Origin of the sequence: Trujillonella humicola (assembly GCF_046233715.1) — a bacterium.
Taxonomy (GTDB): Bacteria; Actinomycetota; Actinomycetes; order Mycobacteriales; family Geodermatophilaceae; genus Trujillonella; species Trujillonella humicola.
Genome location: NZ_JBJNRJ010000007.1, coordinates 58,037 through 79,748 on the forward strand (window position 1 = coordinate 58,037; position 21,712 = coordinate 79,748).

The 21,712-nt window shown below is 74.6% G+C and carries 19 protein-coding genes and 1 tRNA gene; 10 read left to right on the forward strand and 10 right to left on the reverse strand.

Annotation, left to right across the window (positions count from 1 at the left end; translation table 11 throughout):
- Positions 1-89 precede the first annotated feature (89 nt).
- Complete coding sequence (locus ACK586_RS05875; protein ID WP_409329521.1) at positions 90-1,103, reverse strand: NADPH:quinone reductase; 1,014 nt, start codon at positions 1,101-1,103, stop codon at positions 90-92.
- 105 nt (positions 1,104-1,208) lie between these two features.
- Here ACK586_RS05875 and ACK586_RS05880 point away from each other — a divergent pair, with 105 nt between their 5' ends.
- Together ACK586_RS05880 and ACK586_RS05885 are read left to right on the forward strand one after the other, a co-directional pair.
- Complete coding sequence (locus ACK586_RS05880) at positions 1,209-3,077, forward strand: putative bifunctional diguanylate cyclase/phosphodiesterase (protein ID WP_409329522.1); 1,869 nt, start codon at positions 1,209-1,211, stop codon at positions 3,075-3,077.
- A 142-nt stretch (positions 3,078-3,219) separates the two neighbouring features.
- Positions 3,220-3,693 (forward strand): CoA-binding protein, encoded by a 474-nt coding sequence (locus tag ACK586_RS05885; RefSeq protein WP_409329523.1) that lies wholly within the window; start codon positions 3,220-3,222, stop codon positions 3,691-3,693.
- 24 nt (positions 3,694-3,717) lie between these two features.
- Here the strand turns inward: ACK586_RS05885 and ACK586_RS05890 are convergent, their stop codons facing one another.
- Positions 3,718-6,330: a bifunctional FO biosynthesis protein CofGH gene (locus ACK586_RS05890; protein WP_409329524.1), complete on the reverse strand. Its 2,613-nt coding sequence runs from the start codon at positions 6,328-6,330 to the stop codon at positions 3,718-3,720.
- 136 nt (positions 6,331-6,466) lie between these two features.
- A complete protein-coding gene (locus ACK586_RS05895) occupies positions 6,467-6,973 on the reverse strand; it encodes a flavin reductase family protein (protein ID WP_409329525.1) in 507 nt (168 codons plus the stop codon).
- 34 nt (positions 6,974-7,007) lie between these two features.
- On the opposite strand from ACK586_RS05895, the gene ACK586_RS05900 reads away from it, so the two are divergent.
- The gene (locus ACK586_RS05900; RefSeq protein WP_409329526.1) at positions 7,008-8,426 is read left to right on the forward strand and encodes a dihydrolipoyl dehydrogenase family protein; all 1,419 of its coding nucleotides are present in this window, start codon (positions 7,008-7,010) and stop codon (positions 8,424-8,426) included.
- A gap of 2 nt (positions 8,427-8,428) precedes the next feature.
- A complete protein-coding gene (locus ACK586_RS05905; protein WP_409329527.1) occupies positions 8,429-9,349 on the forward strand; it encodes an NAD(+)/NADH kinase in 921 nt (306 codons plus the stop codon).
- A 4-nt stretch (positions 9,350-9,353) separates the two neighbouring features.
- On the opposite strand, the gene ACK586_RS05910 is transcribed toward ACK586_RS05905, so the two are convergent.
- Entirely contained in the window at positions 9,354-10,139 is a 786-nt protein-coding gene (locus tag ACK586_RS05910) for a transglutaminase-like domain-containing protein (protein ID WP_409329528.1), read from the reverse strand.
- Positions 10,140-10,417: 278 nt separating this feature from the next.
- Between ACK586_RS05910 and ACK586_RS05915 the strand changes: the two genes are divergently transcribed.
- Positions 10,418-10,906, forward strand: coding sequence for a hypothetical protein (locus ACK586_RS05915; RefSeq protein ID WP_409329529.1), 489 nt, complete (start codon positions 10,418-10,420; stop codon positions 10,904-10,906).
- A gap of 47 nt (positions 10,907-10,953) precedes the next feature.
- Positions 10,954-11,613: an Rv1352/Rv1906c domain-containing protein gene (locus ACK586_RS05920; protein WP_409329530.1), complete on the forward strand. Its 660-nt coding sequence runs from the start codon at positions 10,954-10,956 to the stop codon at positions 11,611-11,613.
- Positions 11,614-11,733: 120 nt separating this feature from the next.
- On the opposite strand, the gene ACK586_RS05925 is transcribed toward ACK586_RS05920, so the two are convergent.
- Positions 11,734-13,878: a putative bifunctional diguanylate cyclase/phosphodiesterase gene (locus ACK586_RS05925; RefSeq protein WP_409329531.1), complete on the reverse strand. Its 2,145-nt coding sequence runs from the start codon at positions 13,876-13,878 to the stop codon at positions 11,734-11,736.
- 165 nt (positions 13,879-14,043) lie between these two features.
- Between ACK586_RS05925 and ACK586_RS05930 the strand changes: the two genes are divergently transcribed.
- Positions 14,044-15,102 (forward strand): LLM class flavin-dependent oxidoreductase, encoded by a 1,059-nt coding sequence (locus ACK586_RS05930; RefSeq protein ID WP_409329532.1) that lies wholly within the window; start codon positions 14,044-14,046, stop codon positions 15,100-15,102.
- 24 nt (positions 15,103-15,126) lie between these two features.
- Here ACK586_RS05930 and ACK586_RS05935 read toward each other — a convergent pair whose 3' ends face one another.
- The 5 genes from ACK586_RS05935 to ACK586_RS05955 all read right to left on the reverse strand — a co-directional run bounded on the left by ACK586_RS05935 (position 15,127) and on the right by ACK586_RS05955 (position 18,394).
- On the reverse strand, positions 15,127-15,762 hold the full coding sequence (locus tag ACK586_RS05935) for a DUF4333 domain-containing protein (protein WP_409329533.1): 636 nt from the start codon (positions 15,760-15,762) through the stop codon (positions 15,127-15,129).
- An 89-nt stretch (positions 15,763-15,851) separates the two neighbouring features.
- A complete protein-coding gene (locus ACK586_RS05940) occupies positions 15,852-16,142 on the reverse strand; it encodes a lipopolysaccharide assembly protein LapA domain-containing protein (RefSeq protein WP_409329534.1) in 291 nt (96 codons plus the stop codon).
- A 95-nt stretch (positions 16,143-16,237) separates the two neighbouring features.
- Complete coding sequence (locus tag ACK586_RS05945) at positions 16,238-17,884, reverse strand: hypothetical protein (protein WP_409329535.1); 1,647 nt, start codon at positions 17,882-17,884, stop codon at positions 16,238-16,240.
- Between the two features lie 184 nt (positions 17,885-18,068).
- Complete coding sequence (locus tag ACK586_RS05950) at positions 18,069-18,272, reverse strand: hypothetical protein (RefSeq protein ID WP_409329536.1); 204 nt, start codon at positions 18,270-18,272, stop codon at positions 18,069-18,071.
- Positions 18,273-18,321: 49 nt separating this feature from the next.
- Positions 18,322-18,394: transfer RNA gene (locus tag ACK586_RS05955), tRNA-Arg, on the reverse strand.
- Between the two features lie 44 nt (positions 18,395-18,438).
- On the opposite strand from ACK586_RS05955, the gene ACK586_RS05960 reads away from it, so the two are divergent.
- The 3 genes from ACK586_RS05960 to ettA all read left to right on the forward strand — a co-directional run bounded on the left by ACK586_RS05960 (position 18,439) and on the right by ettA (position 21,282).
- The gene (locus ACK586_RS05960) at positions 18,439-18,855 is read left to right on the forward strand and encodes a DUF6221 family protein (protein ID WP_409329537.1); all 417 of its coding nucleotides are present in this window, start codon (positions 18,439-18,441) and stop codon (positions 18,853-18,855) included.
- A gap of 137 nt (positions 18,856-18,992) precedes the next feature.
- Positions 18,993-19,508, forward strand: coding sequence for a single-stranded DNA-binding protein (locus ACK586_RS05965; RefSeq protein ID WP_409329538.1), 516 nt, complete (start codon positions 18,993-18,995; stop codon positions 19,506-19,508).
- Between the two features lie 103 nt (positions 19,509-19,611).
- Positions 19,612-21,282: an energy-dependent translational throttle protein EttA gene (gene ettA, locus ACK586_RS05970; RefSeq protein ID WP_409329539.1), complete on the forward strand. Its 1,671-nt coding sequence runs from the start codon at positions 19,612-19,614 to the stop codon at positions 21,280-21,282.
- Positions 21,283-21,712 lie beyond the last annotated feature (430 nt).

A 21,712-nucleotide genomic window follows, 5' to 3' on the forward strand; every position in this document is an offset into this window, starting at 1 on the left:
GCCCCCCCGCCCCGGGGGTGGGCGCGCGGGGCCCGGGGGCGGCGGGGGTGGCGGGGGGGCCCCCCCCCCCCCCCCCCCCACCTCCGCACTCAGGCGGTGACGTCGACGAGGACCTTGCCGACGGCGCCCTCGGCGACGGCGCGGTGCGCCTCGGCGGTCCGCTCGAGCGGGTACACGTGCAGCGGCAGGCCGGCGTCCTCCCCGACGCGGACGGCGCCGTCGAGCACCGCCGCGGTGACGTCCTCGACGCCGAGCACCTTGGCCCGCGCCGGCTCGGTGTAGACCAGGACGAAGTTCCACCGCGCGTTCGGTCCCATCTGCGCCCGGACCGGGATGGTGACCTCGGCGCCGCCGTCGTCGGCGTACATCGCCACGGCGCCGTGCATGCCGATCACCCGGGCGTCCACGGCGGCGTTGCGGGCGGCGGAGACCTCGACGATCACGTCGACCCCCCGCGGGACGATCTCGCGGACGACCGCGGCGACGTCCTGCTGCCGGTAGTCGACGACGTGGGAGGCCCCGGCCGCCGCCGCCAGCTGCGCCTTGCGGGGGCTGCTCACCGTCGCGACGACGGTCGCGTCGGCCCAGCGGGCCAGCTGGATCGCCGCGTTGCCCACCGCCCCGGCGCCGCCCTGCACCAGGACGGTCCGGCCGGTCAGGGCGCCGGGCCCGAGCCGGTCGGGCACCGACTCGCCGAGGGTGAGGCAGCGGTGCGCGGTCAGGAACGGGATGCCCAGCGCCGCGCCGACCTCGAACGGGGTGCCGGCACCGAGCAGCACCGCCTGCCGCAGCGGGACGACGGTGTACTCGGCCGCCGTCCCGTGCGGGCGCTGCCAGGCCGCCTCCCACACCCAGACCCGCTGCCCGACGACGGCGGGGTCCACGCCGCGGCCGACCGCCTCGACGGTGCCGGCGCCGTCCTGGCCGGGCACCTGCTCGCCCGCGGCCGGTGGGGTGCCCTGCCGGGCCTTCCAGTCGGTCGGGTTGACGCCGGACAGCGCCAGCCGGACCAGGACCTCGCCCGGCCCCGGCTCCGGGGTGGGCCGGTCGGTCAGCCGCAGGACCTCGGGGCCGCCGTTCTCGCGGTAGGTGATGGCTCGCACCGCCCCGCCGTACCCCGGGGCCGGACCGGCGACGCCCCTCACCCCCGCGGGTGATCCGCAGCGGCACGGGCACCAGCACCTCGCGCGGCGCGCCGATGGAGCGGTGTGAGCCCCAGCCTGCCCGCGCGCCTCGCCGCCGTCCTCCCCGAGGGACGTGTCCTGCCCGAAGACGTCTGGCAGCGGCGGCACCGCATCGTGCTGGCCGTCGCCGCGGCGCAGGCCGTCGCCCTGGGCGTCCTCGCGCTGGTGCTGGGCGAGGGGCCGGTGGCCGCTGCCCTGGAGACCGCCGCCGTCGCCTACCCGCTGGCGTTCGGGCTGCTGCCGGGGGCCGGCCGCTCGCTGCGGGCCGCGGCCGCCACGCTCAGCCTGCTGGCCGGTTCGGTGCTGCTGGTCTACCTCATGGACGGGCTGACCGAGGCGCACTTCCACTTCTTCGTCGTCATCGGCCTGGTCTCGCTGTACCAGAACTGGGTGCCCTTCGGCATCGCGCTGCTGGTCGTGGTCGCCCACCACGGGGTGCTCGGCACCCTGCTGCCGCACTCCGTCTTCGGCCACTCCGCCGCGCACTCCCAGCCGTGGGTCTGGGCGGGGATCCACGCGTTCTTCGTGCTCGCCGCGAGCCTGGCCCACCTGGCGGCCTGGCGGCTCAACGAGCAGCAGGGGCTGCGCGACCCGCTGACCGGGCTGGCCAACCGCACGCTGCTCATGGAGACCACCGACCGGCTGCTGGCGCGCACCTCGGGCGAGGTGAGCATGCTGTTCCTGGACCTCGACGACTTCAAGGACGTGAACGACTCCCGCGGCCACGCGGCCGGGGACGTGCTGCTCAAGGGCATCGCCCGGCGGCTGACCGGGTGCCTGCGGCCCGGGGACCAGGTGGCCCGGATCGGCGGCGACGAGTTCGCCGTGGTCGTGGCCGGAGGGCCCGACGTCGCCGGCGCGGTGGGGCAGCGCATGCTCGCCGCACTCGCCGACCCCGTGTTGATCGACGGCCGCCCGGTCGTGCCGCACGTCAGCATCGGCTCGGCCGGGACGCGCACGTCCCCCGAGCGGGAGGCCGGTGTGCTGCTGCGCAACGCCGACCTGGCGATGTACATGGCCAAGGCGCTGGGCAAGAACCGGCTGGTGCACTACGCCGACGGCATGGCGCAGGCCGCCGAGGAGAAGGCCCGGCTGCTGGAGGACCTGGCCGGCGCCGCCCCGGGCGGTCAGCTGCGCGTGCACTACCAGCCGACGATCGTGCTGGCCGACGGGCGCACCACCGGCTACGAGGCCCTGCTGCGCTGGGAGCACCCCGAGCGCGGACTGGTGCCGCCCGCGGAGTTCATCCCCCTCGCGGAGGAAGGTGGCCTGATCGTCGAGATCGGCCGGTGGGTGCTGGAGCAGGCCGCCACCCAGGCCGTCGCCTGGTCGGCCGAGTCCGGCCGGGCCGTCGACATCGCGGTGAACCTGTCGCCCCGCCAGCTCGCCGACGACGACGTCGTCGCCACCGTGGCGCAGGTGCTCGACCGGACCGGGCTGCCGGCCCGGCAGCTGACGCTGGAGGTGACCGAGGGCGTGCTGGTGCGCGACATCGACCTCGTCGTCGGCCAGCTCAGCGCGCTGCGGGCGCTCGGGGTGCGGATCGCCATCGACGACTTCGGCACCGGCTACTCCAGCCTGTCCTACCTGCGCCGGCTGCCCGCCGACATCATCAAGATCGACCGCAGCTTCGTGCAGGACCTCGGTGGTGGCGGCCGCTCGACCACCCTGGTCGCCTCCATCATCGAGCTCGCCCGCAGCCTGCGCCTCGAGGTCGTCGCCGAGGGCGTCGAGACCCCCGAGCAGCGCGCCGTCCTCGGTGAGCTGGCCTGCTCGCACGCCCAGGGCTACCTCTTCGGCCGCCCGCAGCCGGCGGCCGACCACGCTCTGGTCCACGCCCCGGTCGACGAGCCGGCCCGGAGCGCCGACCCCGCGCCGCTGCTCACCCGCTGAGCATCGGCCTTCGGCGGGGCCGATGGCCCCGGGCGGAGGGGACCGAGGACGGCGCCGGCGGGGCCCGAGGTCCGTGGTGGGACGGCGGGCGGCGCGGCGACCCTCGACGGGTCCGACCGCGACGTGCACCCAGGAGGCCCGGATGACCCCGCTCAGGACCGCAGTCGACGACTTCCTCGCCCAGCGGCGCATCGCCGTGACGGGTGTGTCCCGCTCGGCGAAGGACCACGGCGCGAACGTGGTGTACAAGCGGCTCCGTGACCGCGGCTACACGGTGTTCGCCGTCAACCCGAACACCGACCAGGTGGAGGGCGATCCCGCCTACCACGACCTGAAGTCGGTACCGGGCGGCGTGGACGGCGTCGTGATCGCCACCAGCCCGGAGCACGCCGAGGGGACGATGCGCGAGTGCGTCGACCTCGGCATCGACCGCGTGTGGATGCACCGCGGCCCCGGTCCCGGCAGCGTCTCGGAACCGGCCGCCACGTACGGGCGGGAGCACGGCGTCACGGTCATCGCCGGCGGCTGCCCCTGCATGTTCCCCCCGACGGCCGACCCCGGGCACCGGGTGATGCGCTTCTTCGGCGTCGGGCAGCACCTGCCCAAGCAGGTCTGAGCCCCGCCGCCGGTCGCGACGCGTCTACACCGGGGTGATCGACAGGGTGAGGTTGCGGCGGCCCTCGTCGGAGCGGGCGGTCGCGAGCCGCTCGGCGGACGGGGTGCCGTACTCGGTGGTGCGCTGCCGGGCCGGCCGGCCGATGGCGGCGGCCATGGCCTCGAGCTCGGCGATGGTCTTCAGCGAGCCGTTCTCGCTGCCGGCCATCCGGCTGATCGTCTCCTCCATGAGCGTGCCGCCGAGGTCGTTGGCCCCGCCCTGCAGCACGGCCTTCGTGCCGGCCTCGGCGAGCTTGACCCACGAGGTCTGGATGTTGGGGATCCGGCCGTGCAGCAGCAGCCGGGCGACGGCGTGCACCGCCCGGTTCTCCCGCACCGTCGGCCCGGGACGGGCGACCCCGGCCAGGTAGATCGGCGCGTTGTGGTGCACGAAGGGCAGCAGCACGAACTCGGTGAACCCACCGGTGTCGTCCTGGATCCGCGCCAGGGTGCGCAGGTGGGCGACCCAGTGCGCGGGGGTGTCGACGTGGCCGTACATCATCGTCGAGGTGGTCGGGATGCCCACCCGGTGCGCGGTGGAGATGATCTCGATCCAGGTGGCGGCGGGCAGCTTGCCCTTGGTCAGCACCCAGCGGACGTCGTCGTCGAGGATCTCCGCCGCCGTCCCCGGCACGCTGTCCAGGCCGGCCTCCTTGGCCGCGGTGAGGAACTCGGCGAACGACAGGCCGGTGCGCGCCGACCCGTTGACGATCTCCATCGGGCTGAACGCGTGCAGGTGGATGCCGGGCTGGCGGCGCTTCACCTCCCGGGCCAGGTCGAGGTAGGCGGTGCCGGGCAGGTCGGGGTGGATCCCGCCCTGCATGCAGATCTCGGTGGCCCCGGCGGCCCACGCGCGGTCGACCCGCTCGCCGACCTCGGCCAGGGAGAGGGTGTAGGCGTCGGCGTCGGTGCGCCGCTGGGCGAACGCGCAGAACCGGCAGCCGGTGTAGCAGACGTTGGTGAAGTTGATGTTCCGGTTGACGACGTAGGTGACGTCGTCGCCGTTGACGTCCCGGCGGACGGCGTCGGCGAGCGCGCACAGCGCCTCGAGGTCCGGCCCGTCGGCGCCGAGCAGCGCCAGGTACTCGGCATCCGACAGGCCGGCCGGGTCGCGCTCGGCATGGTCCAGCGCCGCGCGGACCTCGGGGTCCCCGGCGGTCAGGGCGGTGGAGTGCCCGTCGCGGGCGCTCTCGGTGCGGGAGCGCAGCTCGGCCCAGTCGCCGTAGACGGCGTCGAAGTCGCTGCGCCGGTCGCCGGTGCGCCCGGTGGTGTCGACCTCGACGTGCAGGTCGACCCGGCCGGTCGACGTCCACGCCTCGTCCGGTTCCTGCCACGGCAGCCCGGCCGGGACCCGGTCCTCCACGGCCAGCCCGTCGGGGCCGGCGAGCGCGGCGACGTGCGGGCGCACCCGCGGGTCCAGCCACGGCTCGGGCTGCGTGACGTACGGCGGCTGGGCGGCCAGCCGCTCGCGCAGCGTGAACCCGGCGTCGGTGGTCAGCTCGGCGAGCTTGTCGATGTTGGGCCACGGCCGCTCGGGGTTGACGTGGTCGGGAGTCAGCGGGCTCACGCCACCCCAGTCGTCGACGCCGGCGCGCAGCAGCAGCCCCAGCTCGGTGGTGTCGGACAGGTTCGGCGGGGCCTGCACCCGCGCCTTGGGGCCCAGCAGCAGCCGGGTGACGGCGACCGCGGCGACGTACTCCTGCAACTCCAGGTCGTCGGCGGCGGCCATCGCCGTCCGCGGCTTGGCGCGGAAGTTCTGGACGATCACCTCCTGCACGTGCCCGTGCCGCTGCGCCGTCGCCCGGATCTGCAGGACGGCGTCGACCCGCTCGGCCGGCGTCTCGCCGATACCCAGCAGCACGCCGGTGGTGAACGGGACGGCGGAGCGGCCGGCGTCCTCGAGCACCCGCAGCCGGACCGCGGGCTCCTTGTCCGGGCTGCCGAAGTGCGGACCGCCGGGCTGGGACCACAGCCGGGTCGCCGTCGTCTCCAGCATCATCCCCATTGACGCCGAGACGGGCTTGAGCCGCTGGATCTCCTCCCACGACAGCACGCCGGGGTTCAGGTGCGGCAGCAGCCCGGTCTCCTCCAGCACCCGGATCGCCATCGCCCGCAGGTAACCCAGCGTCGAGTCGAAGCCGTGCGCCTCCAGCCACTGCGCGGCCACCGGCCAGCGGGCCTCGGGCCGGTCGCCGAGGGTGAACAGCGCCTCCTTGCAGCCCAGCGCCGCCCCGGCGCGGGCGATCTCGAGGACCTCGTCCGGCGACAGGAACGGCGCCTTCCCCTCGGCGCGCAGCGCGCCCGGGGTGGTGACGAACGTGCAGTAGTGGCAGCGATCCCGGCACAGGTGGGTCAGCGGGATGAACACCTTGCGGCTGTAGGTGACCACGGCGGGCCGGCCGGCCGAGGCGAGGCCGGCGTCGCGGACGCGGGAGGCCGCGGTGAGCAGCCGGTCCAGCGGCGCGCCCTCCTCCAGGCCGCGGGCCGACAGCAGCGCCTCGGCCTCGGCGGCGTCGAGCGGGACCCCGCGCTCGGCGCGGGCGAGCGCGCGGCGGAGGGCCCGGTGAAGGGCATCGGCGGGGGCGGACTGCTCACTCATGGCCCCTGCACGCTATCCCCGCGACGGGTCCAGACCGCCCGGGCGGCCCATCCCCCCGCCGAAATGGCCATTCCGGCGGTCCGGTCGCGCGCCATGCTCCCGCCGAAATGGCTATTTCGGCGGGAAGGGGCGGGGGTCAGGACGGCGGGAGGCCCACGTAGCGACCCCGGAAGCGGACCAGCGGGTCGCCCCCGCCCGACGGCACCGGGACGCCGACGACCTCCAGCAGGGCCAGCACGTGGTCACCGGCCTCGACCACCCGCTCCAGACGGCAGTCCAGCGCCACCAGCCCGCCGTCCAGCACGATCGCGTCGCTGCGCGGCGCCCGCGACCACGGCACCGACTCCAGCAGGTGGCGGGCGCTGGGCCGCCCGGCCGAGGAGAACCGGCTCGCCAGGATCGCCTGCCCGGCCCCGAGCACGGTCAGCCCGCACCGGCCGACGTCCTCGAGCACCTCGCGCGGGTACCCGTCCGCGGTCAGCCCCACGGCGACCAGCGGCGGTACCGCCGACACGCTCATCACCGAGGAGACGGTCGTACCGACGTCGTCGATCCCGTCGCGGACGGTCAGCAGCGCCACGCCGGCGGCGTAGGAGCGCAGCGCCGCGGCGAACTCCTCGGCACCCACGGCGTCGTGACTCATGGCGGCCAGTCGACCACACGGCCAGGATGGGCCGGTGGCCGAGGAGCGGACGTACGACGTCGTCGTGGTGGGGGCCGGCTCGACCGGCGAGAACGTGGCCGACATCGTCGTCCGCGGCGGGCTGAGCGCGGTTCTCGTGGAGGCCGAGCTCGTCGGTGGCGAGTGCTCGTACTGGGCGTGCATGCCCAGCAAGGCGCTGCTGCGCGGCACCGAGGCGATCGCCGCGGCCCGCGCCGTGTCCGGCGCCGCCGCCGCGGTGACCGGCGAGCAGGACGTGCGGGCCACGCTGGAGCGCCGGGACTCGTTCACCTCGAACTGGTCCGACGAGGGCCAGGTGCAGTGGGTGCAGGGCGCCGGGATCGACCTGGTCCGCGGCAGCGCCTGGCTCGACGGCGAGCGCACCGTGGTCGTCACCGGGGCCGACGGGACGGACACCCGGCTGAGCGCCACGCACGCCGTCGCGCTGTGCACCGGTTCGGAGGCCGCCGTCCCGCCGGTCGAGGGCCTGCGCGACGTCGGCCCGTGGACGCCGCGCGAGGCGACCAGCGCCAAGGAGGTGCCCGGCCGGCTCGTCGTGATCGGCGGCGGGTACGTCGGCTGCGAGATGGCGACGGCGTGGCGCGCGCTGGGGTCGGCGGTCACCGTGCTCGAGCGCGGCGAGCGGCTGCTGTCGGGCGCCGAGCCCACCGCCGGCGACGCGGTCACGGCAGCGCTGCGGGCCGCGGGCGTCGACGTCCGGACCCACGCCGAGGTGCGCTCGGCGCGCCGGGAGGGCCCCGAGGTCGTCGTCGGCACCTCCGACGGCGAGGTCCGCGGCGACGAGGTGCTGGTGGCCGTGGGTCGCCGGGCCCGCACGCACGACATCGGCCTGGAGACCGTCGGGCTCGAGGGCGGCGGCTACCTCGACGTCGACGACACGCTGCAGGTGCGCGGGCTGCCGTGGCTCTACGGCATCGGCGACGTCAACGGGCGCCGGCTGCTGACCCATATGGGCAAGTACCAGGCCCGCCAGGCCGGCGCGGCGATCGTGGGGCGCGCGCAGGGCCGCGACGTCGACACCTCCGACTGGTCGCCGTTCGTCGCCACCGCCGACACGCACGCGACCCCGTCGGTGGTCTTCACCGATCCGCAGGTCGCCAGCGTCGGCCTGACCAGCGCCCAGGCCCGCGAGTCCGGCCGCCCGCACCGGGTCGTGGAGTACCCGATCGGCAACGTGGCCGGGGCGGCGGTGCACCGGGACGGCTACGAGGGGACGGCGATCGCGGTCGTCGACACCGAGCGCGAGGTGCTGCTCGGGGTGACCTTCGTCGGGCACGACGTGGCCGAGCTGCTGCACTCGGCCGTCGTCGCCGTCGCCGGCGAGGTGCCCCTGGCCCGGCTCTGGCACGCCGTGCCGGCCTACCCGACGATCAGCGAGGTCTGGCTGCGGCTGCTCGAGACCTGGCGCGGCTGAGGATGGCCCGCATCGGGCTGGTCCTCCACCCGACCCGGGACTGCACCGCCGCCGTCCGCCAGGTGGCCGAGTGGGCCAGCGGCGGGGCGGCCGAGCTGGTGGCGGCCACCGCCGACGCCCGCCGCGTCGCCGTCGACGGCGTCACGCCGGTGCCGGAGGAGGTCCTGGCCGGCAGCTGCGACGGCATCATCGCGATGGGCGGGGACGGGACCATCCTCGGCGCCATGCGGCTGGTGAGCGGGCGGCCGGTCCCGGTGCTCGGGGTCAACCTCGGCCACCTCGGCTTCCTCGCCGAGGTCGAGGGCCGGGAGCTGCACGAGGCGCTCACCGCGATGGCCGAGGAGCGGGTCACCACCGAGTTCCGGGGCTGCCTGGTGGTCCGGCACCGGGACTGGGAGTGGCTGGCCTTCAACGACGCCGTGCTGGCCCGCGTGCCGGGGGAGGGGATGGTCAGCGCCACCCTCTCCGTCGGCGGGCAGCCCTACGGCCACCTGCGCTGCGACGCGGTGATCCTGGCGACGGCGATGGGCTCGACCGCGTACAACTACGCGGCCGGCGGGCCGGTGGTCAGCCCCGGCATCGAGGGCGTGCTCGTCACCCCGGCCGCGCCCATGTCGGGCATCTCCCGCACGGTGCTCCTGGACCCGAGCGAGCCGCTGCGGCTGGCCATCGAGGGCGGCTCGCCGGCCATGGAGCTCGACGGCGTGCTGGGCGGCCGGCTGCGCCCGGGCGACGAGGTGGAGGTGGCCTACCGGTCGCGCGCCGGGCAGCTGGTGCGGATCGCCGGGTCGCGCTCGGCGGCCCGCAGCCGGGTCAAGCTCTCGCTGATCGACCTGCCCTACCTGCCCGGCGAGCTCCTCGAGCTGCTGCCGCGGGAGCAGCGCGAGCGGTTGGGCGAGGCGCCCTATCCGCGCGCGCCCTGAGAGCTCACGGCAGCGGCACCGGCCGCGTCGTGGGGCGGGGCAGGTCGCCGTCCACGGTGGCGGTCACCGTCATCGAACCGAAGCGCGCGACCCCGCCGAGGAGCGTGAGGAAGGCGGTGTCGGCGGCGTCCCGCCCGGAGCAGATGCGCACCAGGGAGCCGGCCGGCGCCAGCCGGGTCGCGTCGACGGCGCACCACGTGCCGTCCACGTCGGCCTCGACGACGGCGTGGAAGTCCATCGGGTCCAGGCCCGGGGCGTAGACCGCGACCAGCCGGGCGGGCACCTCCAGCGCGCGCAGCAGGGTGGTGGTCAGGTGGGCGTAGTCGCGGCAGACCCCCTGACCGAGCAGCAGGGTGTCGACGGCGGTGTCGACCGGCCGGCTCGCTCCGGGGACGTAGTCCAGCCGGTCGTGCACCCACCCGGCGACGGCCGCCACCAGCTCGGCCCGCGCAGCCGTGCGGTCGAACTCCGCGGCGGCGTAGCCCTCCAGCAGGTCCGAGGGGCAGTACCGGCTGGGCCGCAGCGCCTCCGCGGCCGCCGCGGGGGTGACCGGGCGGGGCGGGCCGTCGCGGTCGACGGCGGCGGTGTACGCGACCGTCGTCGTCCCCTCGCGGAGCTGGACCCGGTGCACGCGGGCCTCGCCGACGGTGAACTCCTCGACTGCGGCCGGCTCGCCGTCGCACAGGACGGTGAGCTCCTCGGTGAGCGGCGCGGCGACCGCGACCTGCAGCAACGCCGTCGCCGGGCCGGTCGAGGACAGGGTCAGGGTGGCGGCGACGTCGGTGCGCATGGCGGCATCCTGACCTGCCCGCGACCGGGCAACCGGTCGGGAACACCGCCGTCCCACGACCGTCACCCGCCGGTCACGAGGCGCCGCCACCGAGTGCCCCCCGGTGCGCCACGTCCGAGCCCGGCGGGGCTCTGCAGTGACGTGCGCACACGGGCGAGCCGCGGCGGAACTGATCGGTGCGGCGCTCGGGCGGTCGACTTGATTCGGCGACCGAACGGCCGAAGTCCGGGACGAGCGCGTATCGGTACGTGCGTGACCCGAGTCGACTGGAGTTTCCCTTGATCATGATCCGCCGGATCGGAGCGCTCGTCCTCGCGCTCGCCGCCATCGTCGTCTGGTTCACCATGGCCCCCGAGGACGTCGAGACCCCGACGGTCCAGACGCAGGAGCAGGTTCGCGACCGCAGTAGCGAGATCAGCGGTGCCTTGGCGGACTACGAACTCAACGAGGCGCGCACCGCCGGGGCTCCGCAGCAGGCGGTCGTCAACGGCTGGGTCGCCAAGGACCTGCTCACCATCATCGCGGAACAGCAGAACGAGGCGTTGACCCGCCCTGAGGTGCCAGCGCCCCTACCGCCGGTTGTGCCCGATGACGAGCGGATCCCGGCCCTCATCGGTCTCGTCGTTCTCAGCCTCGCTCTGGTGGCCTCCACCTCCCCGCGCAGCGTCTCCGTAGGAGGTCCATCCCGACGAGGCGCTCAGCGAGCAGACGAGGCGGTGGACGAAGGAGCAACCTCCAGCGGCGCGATCAGCTGGCGAAGCGCCTGACAACCACCGCCGACGGTTGATCGACTACGGACCACGAGGACCCCTTCATGACCGAGCCGCATGACACAGCTCAGCCGGTGGGCGCTGAGGCCTCCACGCCGATCGCGCACGTGACTCCATACGCCAGGAACCCGCCCACTCATGCATCAACCAGGGGGTGGTTGCCCTGGGTGCTGGGCGGAGGAGGAGCGCTCCTCGGCATGCTCCTGGGCGCGGGCATCGCGGTCGCTGCCCTCGACCCGACGACCTCGGACGAGTACCGGGAACTTGAAGGACAGATGGCGGCGGAGCGTACTGCGGCGTTCGCGGCCCAGCGAGCCTCCGAGGAGGAAGCACGCGAGGCGATCGACGACGCTGAGGCCTCTGCCAGCAGCGCGTCCGCGTCGGCATCAGCTCGCGCGGCCGACCTGGAACAGCGTGAGGCTGACGTCGCGGTCCGCGAGCAAGCTGTCGCCGCTGTCGAGCAGCGGATCGCGACTACCTCGATAGGTCACGGCAGCTGGACCGTCGGACGCGACATCGAGCCCGGCACCTACCGCACCGCCCTTGCCGTCTCCGGGGACTGCTACTGGGGCATCTACAGGTCCGGCTCGAACGGTGACGACATCATCGAGAACGACATCGTCGTCGGCGGCTACCCAACGGTCACCTTGAGTGTCGGGCAGGACTTCGAGAACAACGGCTGCGGGACCTTCATCAAGGAGTGAGCGGCCAGGCGGTCTCCGCCCGTCCAAGGCGGTCAGAAAAAGCCTGTTACCGGACCGAGCAGTCCCGGGCTGCGCCCGGTCGGTGAGAGAGCTGGGCACTCACCGACCGGGCGGGACCGGTCAGCGGTCGCGGACCGGCGGGGTCTCGCCGGTGTCGTCCAGGACGGCGTACAGGTGCGGGACGTCGGGCAGCCCGTCGCGCGGCGGGGGCACGGGCGTGCCCGCCGGCTCGTCGTCGTCCCATGCGGAGCGGGCGTCGAAGGCGGCGGTCGGCGGGCCCGGCGGCGCGGGCGGCGGGACCGCCGGCCGCACCGGGAACGGCACGACCTCGCCGAGCGGCGCCGCCGGACCCGCGCCGGGCTCCTCGGCGGCGGTCGAGGCGGGTCCCTCCTCGGCGGGCGCCCCGACGACCGGCTGCTCCAGCGAGGCCGGCTCGGTGTCGGCCGCGACGATGACCTCCTCGGCCGTCAGCGGCTCGTCGTCGCGCACGCTGGCCGGCACCAGCTGCTCGACGACCGCGTCGTCGGGGACCACGGTCGGGCCGGGCAGCGGCGCGGGCCGGCCGAACGCGTACCCCTGCGCCATCCCGCAGCCGTGCTGGCGCAGCCACTCGGCCTGGTCGAGGTCCTCGATGCCCTCCGCGATGACCTGCAGCCCCATGCCGAGGCCGAGCTGGACCAGCCCCTGCACGAGGGCGGCGGTGGAGGGTTCGGTGACCACGTCGGCGACGAAGGATCGGTCGATCTTCACCGTGTGGATCGGCAGCCGGTGCAGGGCCGTGATGGCCGAGTAGCCGGTGCCGAAGTCGTCGAGGGCCAGGGTGACGCCGTGGTCGGTCACCTCGCTGACCGCCTGCAGCGTGGCGTCGGCGGCGAACAGCGCCGTCGACTCGGTGATCTCCAGCTCCAGCCGCTCCGGCGGCAGGCCCGACTCGGCCAGCGCCTCGATCACCAGGTCGGTGAAGCCGGGCTCGGCCAGGTGCCGGGCGGAGATGTTGACGTGCACCCGCAGGCCGGCCGGCCAGCCGGCCGCGTCGCTGCAGGCCTGCCGCAGCACCCACGCCCCCAGCCGGGAGGTGAGCCGGTTGTCCTCGGCGCAGGCCAGGAAGGCCCCCGGCGGGAGCAGCCCGCGGGTGGGGTGCTGCCAGCGGATGAGTGCCTCGTAGCCCAGCAGCGTCTCGTCCGACAGCGACACGATCGGCTGGTAGAACAGCCGCAGCTCGTCGCCCTCCAGGGCGTGCCGCAGGTCGGCCTCCAGCTGCAGCTGGTCGATCTCGTCGTCGGACAGCACGCCGTCGTAGACCTCGACGCGGGCCCGGCTGCCGTCGGACTTGGCCCGGGTGAGCGCGCCGTGCGCCTGGCGGAGGAGGTCGTCGGGGGCGACGTCGGAGCCGAGGGTGAGGCCGACGCTCGCCGACAGCACGATCTCGCGGTCGCCGACGGGGAAGGGGTCGTCGAGCACCGAGAGCAGGCGGTCGGCCAGTGCGCGCAGCCCGTCGAGGTCCTCGACGTCCTCGGCCAGGATGAGGAACTCGTCCCCGCCCAGCCGCACGGCGGTGTCCTCCACCCGGGTGCTCCAGCGCAGCCGGTCGGCCACCTGGGTCAGCACCTGGTCGGCGGCCTCGTGGCCGAGGGCGTCGTTGACCGCCTGGAACCGGTCGAGGTCCAGGTGCACGAGGCCGACCTGGAGGCCGCGACGGCGCGACAGCGCCAGGGCGTGGTTGAGCCGGTCGTTCAGCGCCCGCCGGTTGGGCAGGCCGGTGAGCGGATCGGTGAACGCGCGGCGGACCAGGTCCTCCTCGGCGCGGCGGCGGTCGGTGACGTCGACCAGCGAGAGGACGACGAAGTGCGCCCGGCCGTCGCTGCGGTGGACGACGTCGTGCGACTGCAGCGCGAACAGCTCGCTGCCGTCGGCGCGGCGCAGCCGGCGCTCGCCGTCGACGCGCAGCCACGGGTCCAGCGGCTCGGCGTCCTCGGCGGGCAGGTCGGGCACCGGCGCCTCATCCGGGTGGGCGAGCAGGTCGACGTGGCGGCCGACGAGGTCCTCGTGCGAGCGCCCGGTCATCGCGCACAGCGCCTCGTTCACCACGAGGAAGTGGCCGTCGAGGGCGACGAGCGCCTTCGGCACCGGTGCACCGAGGAACAGCGCGCGGAACAGCTGGCCGCGGTCGGCCAGCAGCGTGTCGATCGCCCGCAGCCGGCCGGCGGCGTCGTCGCCGCCCCGGCCGGACCGGGGGCTCGGGACGTCGTGGGCGTGCAGAGTCACCCGGACAGGGTGCTGCACCGGTGGCGCGCAGTGACGGAACCCGTCCCCGGTATGTCGTGGTCGACCGATCACGGAACGTGAGAACGGGAGGCGGCAGGGCAGCGAGTGATCGGTGTGACGAACGGGTCCGGGAATCCCGCCGTCCGCGCCGCCGCTGCACCGGGCATGAGTGCACTGCCGAAGCGGATCGGATTCCTCACCTTCGGGCACTGGCAGCCGGTCCCGGGCTCGCAGGTGCGCACGGCCCGCGACGCCCTGCTGCAGAGCGTGGAGCTCGCCGTCGCCGCGGAGGAGCTGGGACTGGACGGCGCCTACGTGCGGGTGCACCACTTCGCCCGCCAGCTGGCCTCGCCCTTCCCGCTGCTCACCGCGATCGCGATGCGGACGTCGCGGATCGAGATCGGCACCGGCGTCATCGACATGCGTTACGAGAACCCGCTCTACATGGCCGAGGAGGCCGCGGCCGCCGACCTGCTCGCCGGCGGGCGGCTGCAGCTCGGCGTCAGCCGCGGGTCACCGGAGACGGCGCTGCGCGGCGCGGAGGCCTTCGGCCACGTGCCGCCGGAGGGGACCACCGATGCCGACCTCGCCCGGGAGGGGACGGCGCTGTTCCGGGCCGCGATCGGCGGTGCGACCGTGGTCGACGCCGACCCGCGGATGACCGGCGGCGTGCGCGGCCGGCTCGCGGTCCAGCCGCAGTCCCCGGGCCTGTCCGACCGGATCTGGTGGGGCTCGGGCACCTTCGCCACGGCCGCCTGGACCGCCGAGCAGGGGATGAACCTGATGAGCTCCACGCTGCTGTCGGAGGACACCGGCGTGCCCTTCGACCAGCTGCAGGCCGAGCAGATCGAGCGCTTCCGCGCCGGGTGGGCCGCCGCCGGGTGGGAGCGGGAGCCGCGGGTGTCGGTGAGCCGCAGCGTGCTGCCGATCACCAGCGACCTCGACCGGCAGTACTTCGGCGGGGACCGCGGGTCCGCCGACCAGGTCGGCCTGCTCGAGGGCGTCCGGGCCCGCTTCGGCAAGAGCTACACCGGCGAGCCCGACGTCCTGGCCGAGGAGCTGGCCAAGGACGCCGCCGTCCGCGAGGCCGACACCCTGCTGCTCACCGTCCCCAACATGCTCGGCGTCGACTACAACGCGCACCTGCTCGAGACCGTCGTCCGGCACGTGGCACCGGCGATCGGGTGGGCGCCGGCCGGCCGCGGGTCGGCCGACCGGAGCTGAGCCGCCCGGGCGCGGGCCGGCCGGTCACTCGAAGGTGACGGTGCCCGCGGCGTCGATCAGCGCGGTCACGTCGGCGGAGTCGGAGGCGTCCTCGGCGTTCACCACGGTGCAGGGGACCGACAGGCCGTCCGCCGCGATGAGGACCGTGCGCTCCCCGGCGTCGCAGCTCGCCTCGACCTCCAGGCTCTCGTCGGCGAAGGCGTCGGCGAGCAGCGTCTCCACGTCGGTGAGCTGGACGTAGACGGCGTCGCTGGTGAACTCCACGGCGCCCTCGTCGTCGAGCTGGGTGATCGTGTACTCGAAGGTCTGACCCTGCAGGTCGACGGTGCAGGTGCTCGTGGTCCCCTGGGCCAGCTCGACGCCGGACGGGCAGTCGACGGAGGCCGGGGCGACCCCGGTCTGCTCCTGGACCTGGGCGCTGATCTGCCGCTCGGCGTCCGCGTCGTCCAGCGTCCCGGTGCCGAAGAGGAACAGGGCGCCGACACCGAGGCCGCCGAGCGCCACGATGCCCGCGGCGACCGAGCCGACGATCGCTCCGGTGCGCTTCTTCGGCGGGGCCGGGAAGCCGGCGCCCCCCTGCGGGAACGGCGCGTACTGCTGCTGCGCGGCGTACTGCGGCCCGTGCGGGCCGACGAAGCGGGGGTCCTGGATCTGGGTCACGGTCGTCCTCCTTCGGTGTGGGCTGGCAGGAGAACGGTGCGCCCGACCGCTTCGACGCGACTTGCGCCGCGCTTGCGACCGCCCGCGGATCAGCCGCGGGCCGCCCGCCGCGCGACCCGGCGGCGGTGCCGTCGCAGCACGCCGAGCCCGATCCAGAGGATCGCCCCGAGCACCGCCGTCACGATCGTGAACAGCCACAGCGGCCAGCTGAAGCGCCAGCCCAGGAAGGAGACCGTGACGTCGTCGCGGTTCTGCAGCATGAACAGCAGCAGCAGCCCCCCGCCGGCGATGGTGGCGACGAGGCCGCCACTGAGGCCGGCCCGCCCCGCCGCGCCGTCCGTTCCGGTGGTGCCCGGGGAACCGGGAACCTGCTGCGCCATGGTCGCCTCCTCGTGCCACGCCGGACGTTAGGAGCGGGAGGCGGCACGGGCATCACCCGGCGCGGACGACCGCTACCCGTGCACGGCGGGCCGGGTCAGCCCCGGCGCGTCCGGCGGCGCGTGGTCACCGTCAGGACGCCACCGACGACGACGAGCGCCGTGCCGCCGAGGACCCAGGGCAGCGGGTCGAAGCCGGTCATCGCCAGGCTCGACGGCGACGCGGCCGAGCCGGTGACGGTGGCCGAGGAGGCGCCGACGACGGGAGTGCTCCTCCCGCCGGTCGTACTGCCGCCCCCGGTGGTGGCGCCGCCCCCGGCAGAGCCACCGCCCCCGGTCGTGCCACCGCCCCCGGTCGTGCCGAGGGCGCCGTCGGGCGCGACGAGGGACAGGTAGCCGATGGTGCCGTCGGCCGCCACGGTGATCCAGACGGTGTCGACGCCCGGCGTGCCGTCCGGAGCGGTGCCCGTGAGCCGGATCTCGTGCCGTCCGGGCGGCACCGACATCGGCAGGTCGGCCAGCCTCCAGAAGGTGCCGTTCGAGTCGGTCGTCCCGGTGGCGAGGGTCGCCGGGACGGAAGGCAGCTCCGCCGTCCACGGGGAGTCCGGCATGAGGCCGCCGCCGGTGAGCTGGACGGGCGCGCCGGCGACCGGGTCGCCCGTTCCGAACAGGGGCTCGAGGTGCAGCGAGACGCCGTCGGTGCTCACCGGGACCGAGCGGATGTCGTCGACGAAGAGGATGGCCCCGGCAGCGCCGCCCCAGGAGGCGTCGTAGGTGCCCGAGACGAACACGAAGCGGTAGGTGCCGGCGGAGGGCAGGTCCACGCTCGCCGCCGTCCAGCCGGTGCTCTCGCCGGTCGAGTCGACGACCTCGAACTGGGTGCACGTGGTGACGTCCAGGACGTAGCCGAGCACGTGGTGGTCGTCGGAGGCGCCGGAGGCAGCCCAGTCGAGCCGGACGGTGCGGGGGCCGGCGGTGGTGAAGGCGTCGCTCACCGCGGCCGGGCCGTGCGCGACGTAGCCCTCGTCGCCGGCGTCCATGTCGCTGTAGAGCTCGAGCGCGGCGCTCGAGAGCTCGATGTCCTCGTCGTAGGCGGTGTCGCCGTCGACGGTGGTCGCGGTGAACGCCGGCTCGTCGCTCCAGTAGGAGGAGTCGCCGGCCGCAGGCACGTCGTCCGCCCGGACGGAGGGGTCGGGGATCGCGGTGTAGCCGGGCAGGACGTCGCTGTCGAAGCGGTGGGCGAAGTCGTGGTTCCCGATCCAGTCGGCGTGCTCCCAGATGCTGCGGGTGACACCCCCGTCGAGGACGTGGAAGTCGGTGCGGGTGTCGCTCCACCGGTCGGTGAAGCTGCCGTAGCGGATCAGGTAGGCGCCCGGCGCGTCCGGGGCGACCGCCGCGCCGGTCCCGTCGAGCCACACCTCGTCGGTCGTGCCGGGCACCAGGAGGGCGTCGTCCGTGCCGACCGGGACCGGCGACACGACCAACGGCCGCGCCTCGTCGGCGTAGTCGCGCAGCATGGTGTAGTCGCTGGTGTCCTGCGTCACGCAGCCGCCGAGGCTGGTCACCCCGAGGTCGACGAGGTCGTCGTGGAACGACCACCCGGTGACGACGGTCGAGCCGACCGGGTCGGTCTCGAAGTCCCCGTTGACGACGGTTCCACCGGCGGCGCCGGCGACCGCCAGGGGGAGGGGCACCGTCACGACGGCGGCCACCCCCACGACGGCCAGGGTGGAACGGCGGTTCATGGCACCTGCTCCTCAGCGGTCCTTCCGTGCGCACGTCCGCACGACCGCGGCGGAAGGTAGGTCCGTCGACGCGCCGGGTCAGCGACGAGCCGGTGGGTGGGCACCGCGTCGTGGCAGGTGGGACGGGCGGGTCCCCATGCAGCGCACCCGTGATACGGCCGGTGCGGAGCCGGATATGTGGGGCTCAGCAGGTGCCGCAGCGGCGGACGGCGTGGTGGGTGGCCGTCGCCGCGACGTGGGCGCTGTCACGGGAGGAGAAGGGGCCGTGCCAGCGGCCGCTCGCCGGCCGGCTCCCGGACCTGCCCGCACCGTGGTTGCAGTAGGTGCAGTGGGCGAGGTGGATGGTGGCCCGGTCGCCGCGGCGGTCCTCGTACACCCAGTACTGCACGGCGCGACCGTAGCCGGGTGCTCCGACGATCCACCGACAACGGCGACGGCGCGCCCGGCAGGGATCGAACCTGCGACCAAGTGCTTAGAAGGCACCTGCTCTATCCGCTGAGCTACGGGCGCTCTGGACCCGATCATCGCACCCGGTACCGCCGCAGCACGGCAGCATGACCGCCGTGGACCTGACCGACTTCCTGCGCGCACGGATCACCGAGGACGAGCGGGCCGCCAAGGGTGCGACCGCCGGCCCCTGGCGGTGGTACCCCGGCCGGGCCGGCCTGCCCGCGTTCCTGGAGTCCACCGGCGCCACGGCGACGCACTGGGTGGAGGGCCAGTCGTTCGAGGCGCCCACCGTCGTCCTGGGCAGCAACCAGAACTCGATGCTGCGGGTCCGCGGGCGCGACGCCGAGCACATCGCCGCGTGGAACCCGGCCCGGGTGATCGCCGAGTGCCGGGCCAAGCGCCGCGTCGTGGAGGCCGCGGACGGGCCCGGGGTGGACGCCGGCACGCACGACCTGGTGCTGCGCACCCTCGCGCTGCCCTACGCCGGGCACCCCGAGTACCGGGAGGAGTGGCGCGTCTGACGCCGCGGTCCACAACCGGGAGCGCCGTCCACAGGTGACGTCGGGACGCCGCCGCCTGCCCCGGGACGGCGGAGGGTCGCAGACGGCCGGCACGGAGCCGGTCGCGCCGGTCCGGCGCACCAACCCGAGGAGAGACAGTGCCCGACACCGAGATCACCGTGGTGGGCCGCGTCGCCAGCGCGCCACGCCGTGCCCGGCTCGACAGCGGCAGCACCGTGACCAACTTCCGCATCGCGTCCACGGCCCGGCGCTTCGACCGCGCCACCCAGGAGTGGGTCGACGGCGAGACCTTCTGGTCCGACGTGGAGTGCTGGGACGACCTGGGCGGCAACGTGATCCGCAGCCTGAGCAAGGGCGACGCGGTCGTGGTCGTCGGCCGGCTGTGGACCCGCGACTACGAGTCGGCCAACGGCCGGGGCAGCACGTCGCAGATCCGTGCCGAGGCCGTCGGCCCCGACCTGCGCCACGGCTGGGCCGAGTACCGGCGGGCGGCGCGCACGCAGCGCCCGGAGGAGTCCCCGGCCGAGGGAGCCGACGCCGGCGCGGGCGAGGCGCCGCCCGACGAGCCGGCCGGGGAGGACTACATCGACGCCTCGGCGGCGTTGTCCTCGGTGGACCCCGGTCAGGAGGTCCGGGAACCGGCGTTCAGCTGAGGGCCCGGAACTGGGAGGATCGGGGGAGAGAACGCAGGAGGCGGGGCCGGCCCGGCCGGCTCCGCCGCCGCCTCGCGAACCCGACGGAAGGCTCTCTGGCCCAGTGGCTCAGTACATCTACACGATGGTCCGCGCCCGCAAGGCGCACGGCGACAAGGTGATCCTCGACGACGTCACCCTGTCGTTCCTCCCCGGCGCCAAGATCGGCGTCGTCGGCCCGAACGGCGCCGGCAAGTCGACGGTCCTCCAGATCATGGCCGGCATGCAGCAGCCGTCCAACGGGGACGCCACCCTGGCGCCCGACGCGACGGTCGGCATCCTGCTGCAGGAGCCGCCGCTCAACGAGGAGCTCGACGTGCGCGGCAACGTCGAGGAGGCGGTCAAGCCGCTGCGCGACGCGCTGACGCGCTTCGAGGAGGTCAGCGCGGCGATGGGCGAGCCCGACGCCGACTTCGACGCGCTGCTGGCCGAGCAGGGCGAGCTGATGGAGGTCATCGAGCAGCACGACGGCTGGGAGCTCGACGCCCGCATCGAGCAGGCCATGGACGCGCTGCGCTGCCCGCCGGGCGACGCCGACGTCACGGTCCTCTCCGGCGGCGAGCGGCGCCGGGTGGCGCTGTGCAAGCTGCTGCTGGAGGCGCCCGACCTGCTGCTGCTCGACGAGCCGACCAACCACCTCGACGCCGAGAGCGTGGCCTGGCTCGAGCAGCACCTGGAGAAGTACGCCGGCACCGTCGTCGCGGTCACCCACGACCGGTACTTCCTCGACAACGTCGCCCAGTGGATCCTCGAGCTCGACCGCGGCCGGGCCTACCCCTACGAGGGCAACTACTCCACCTACCTGGAGACCAAGGCCGCCCGGCTGCAGGTCGAGGGCGCGAAGGACGCCAAGCGGCAGAAGCGCCTCAAGGAGGAGCTGGAGTGGGTCCGCTCCGGCGCCAAGGCCCGCCAGGCCAAGAGCAAGGCCCGCCTCGCGCGCTACGAGGAGATGGCCGCCGAGGCCGACAAGTACCACAAGCTGGACTTCGAGGAGATCCAGATCCCGCCGGGTCCGCGGCTGGGCAACGTGGTCGTCGAGAGCCATGCCCTGACCAAGGGCTTCGGTGACCGGCTGCTCATCGACGGGCTGTCGTTCACGCTGCCCCGCAACGGCATCGTCGGCGTCGTCGGGCCCAACGGCGCCGGCAAGACCACGCTGTTCAAGATGCTGGTCGGCGAGGAGAAGCCCGACGACGGCGACGTCAAGGTCGGCGAGACGGTGAAGATCTCCTACGTCGAGCAGAGCCGCGGCGGCATCGACCCGAAGAAGACGCTGTGGGAGGTCGTCTCCGACGGCCTGGACCACATCAAGGTCGGCAACGTGGAGATGCCGTCCCGGGCCTACGTCGCCGCCTTCGGCTTCAAGGGCCCGGACCAGCAGAAGCCGGCCGGCGTCCTCTCCGGCGGTGAGCGCAACCGGCTGAACCTGGCGCTGACCCTCAAGCAGGGCGGCAACCTGCTGCTGCTCGACGAGCCGACCAACGACCTCGACGTCGAGACGCTGACCAGCTTGGAGAGCGCGCTGCTGGAGTTCCCCGGCTGCGCCGTCGTGGTCAGCCACGACCGGTGGTTCCTCGACCGCGTCGCCACCCACATCCTCGCCTACGAGGGCGACTCGAAGTGGTTCTGGTTCGAGGGCAACTTCGCCGACTACGAGAAGAACAAGGTCGAGCGGCTCGGCCCCGAGGCGGCGCGCCCGCACCGGGCGACCTACCGCAAGCTCTCCCGCGACTGAGGAAGGACCACCCTGCCCCCCACCCCTCGCAGGCTCGGGGTGGGCCCCTGCAGGGTGGCCGACGACCGGCCGGCCGGAGCTCCCGCTCCGGCCGGCCGGCGCCGTCTCCGGGCCCTCCCCGCTGTCGATCCCCGCGGAGGGCTCGTTCCGACGCCCGACGAGCCGCCGGTGTGCAGTCGTCCACCGCATTCGACGGCGCAGACGTGGACGTCTGTACAGGGGCCATCGACGAGACCGCGGTCCGGACCGCCGAACTCGTGCAGGGCCGATCGGACGAGCCGGAGGTGGTCGACGTCACCGGTCCTGACGCCGTAGCACGCCAGCGCGGCGACGGCGGCCGGGGCGTCGTCCGCGTCCGCCGTCCAGGCGGCGGCGTCCCGGGGACGGGCGGTCAGCGCCGGGGGTGGGCCACGCGCGGATGCTCGAGGCC

Bases quoted from the DNA above. Each gene is read 5' to 3' on its own strand.
- ACK586_RS05885 (WP_409329523.1), top strand. From the start codon at position 3,220: ATGACCCCGCTCAGGACCGCAGTCGACGACTTCCTCGCCCAGCGGCGC.
- ACK586_RS05890 (WP_409329524.1), bottom strand. From the start codon at position 6,330: ATGAGTGAGCAGTCCGCCCCCGCCGATGCCCTTCACCGGGCCCTCCGC.
- ACK586_RS05895 (WP_409329525.1), bottom strand. From the start codon at position 6,973: ATGAGTCACGACGCCGTGGGTGCCGAGGAGTTCGCCGCGGCGCTGCGC.
- ACK586_RS05905 (WP_409329527.1), top strand. From the start codon at position 8,429: ATGGCCCGCATCGGGCTGGTCCTCCACCCGACCCGGGACTGCACCGCC.
- ACK586_RS05910 (WP_409329528.1), bottom strand. From the start codon at position 10,139: ATGCGCACCGACGTCGCCGCCACCCTGACCCTGTCCTCGACCGGCCCG.
- ACK586_RS05920 (WP_409329530.1), top strand. From the start codon at position 10,954: ATGACCGAGCCGCATGACACAGCTCAGCCGGTGGGCGCTGAGGCCTCC.
- ACK586_RS05930 (WP_409329532.1), top strand. From the start codon at position 14,044: ATGAGTGCACTGCCGAAGCGGATCGGATTCCTCACCTTCGGGCACTGG.
- ACK586_RS05940 (WP_409329534.1), bottom strand. From the start codon at position 16,142: ATGGCGCAGCAGGTTCCCGGTTCCCCGGGCACCACCGGAACGGACGGC.
- ACK586_RS05945 (WP_409329535.1), bottom strand. From the start codon at position 17,884: ATGAACCGCCGTTCCACCCTGGCCGTCGTGGGGGTGGCCGCCGTCGTG.
- ACK586_RS05960 (WP_409329537.1), top strand. From the start codon at position 18,439: ATGACCGCCGTGGACCTGACCGACTTCCTGCGCGCACGGATCACCGAG.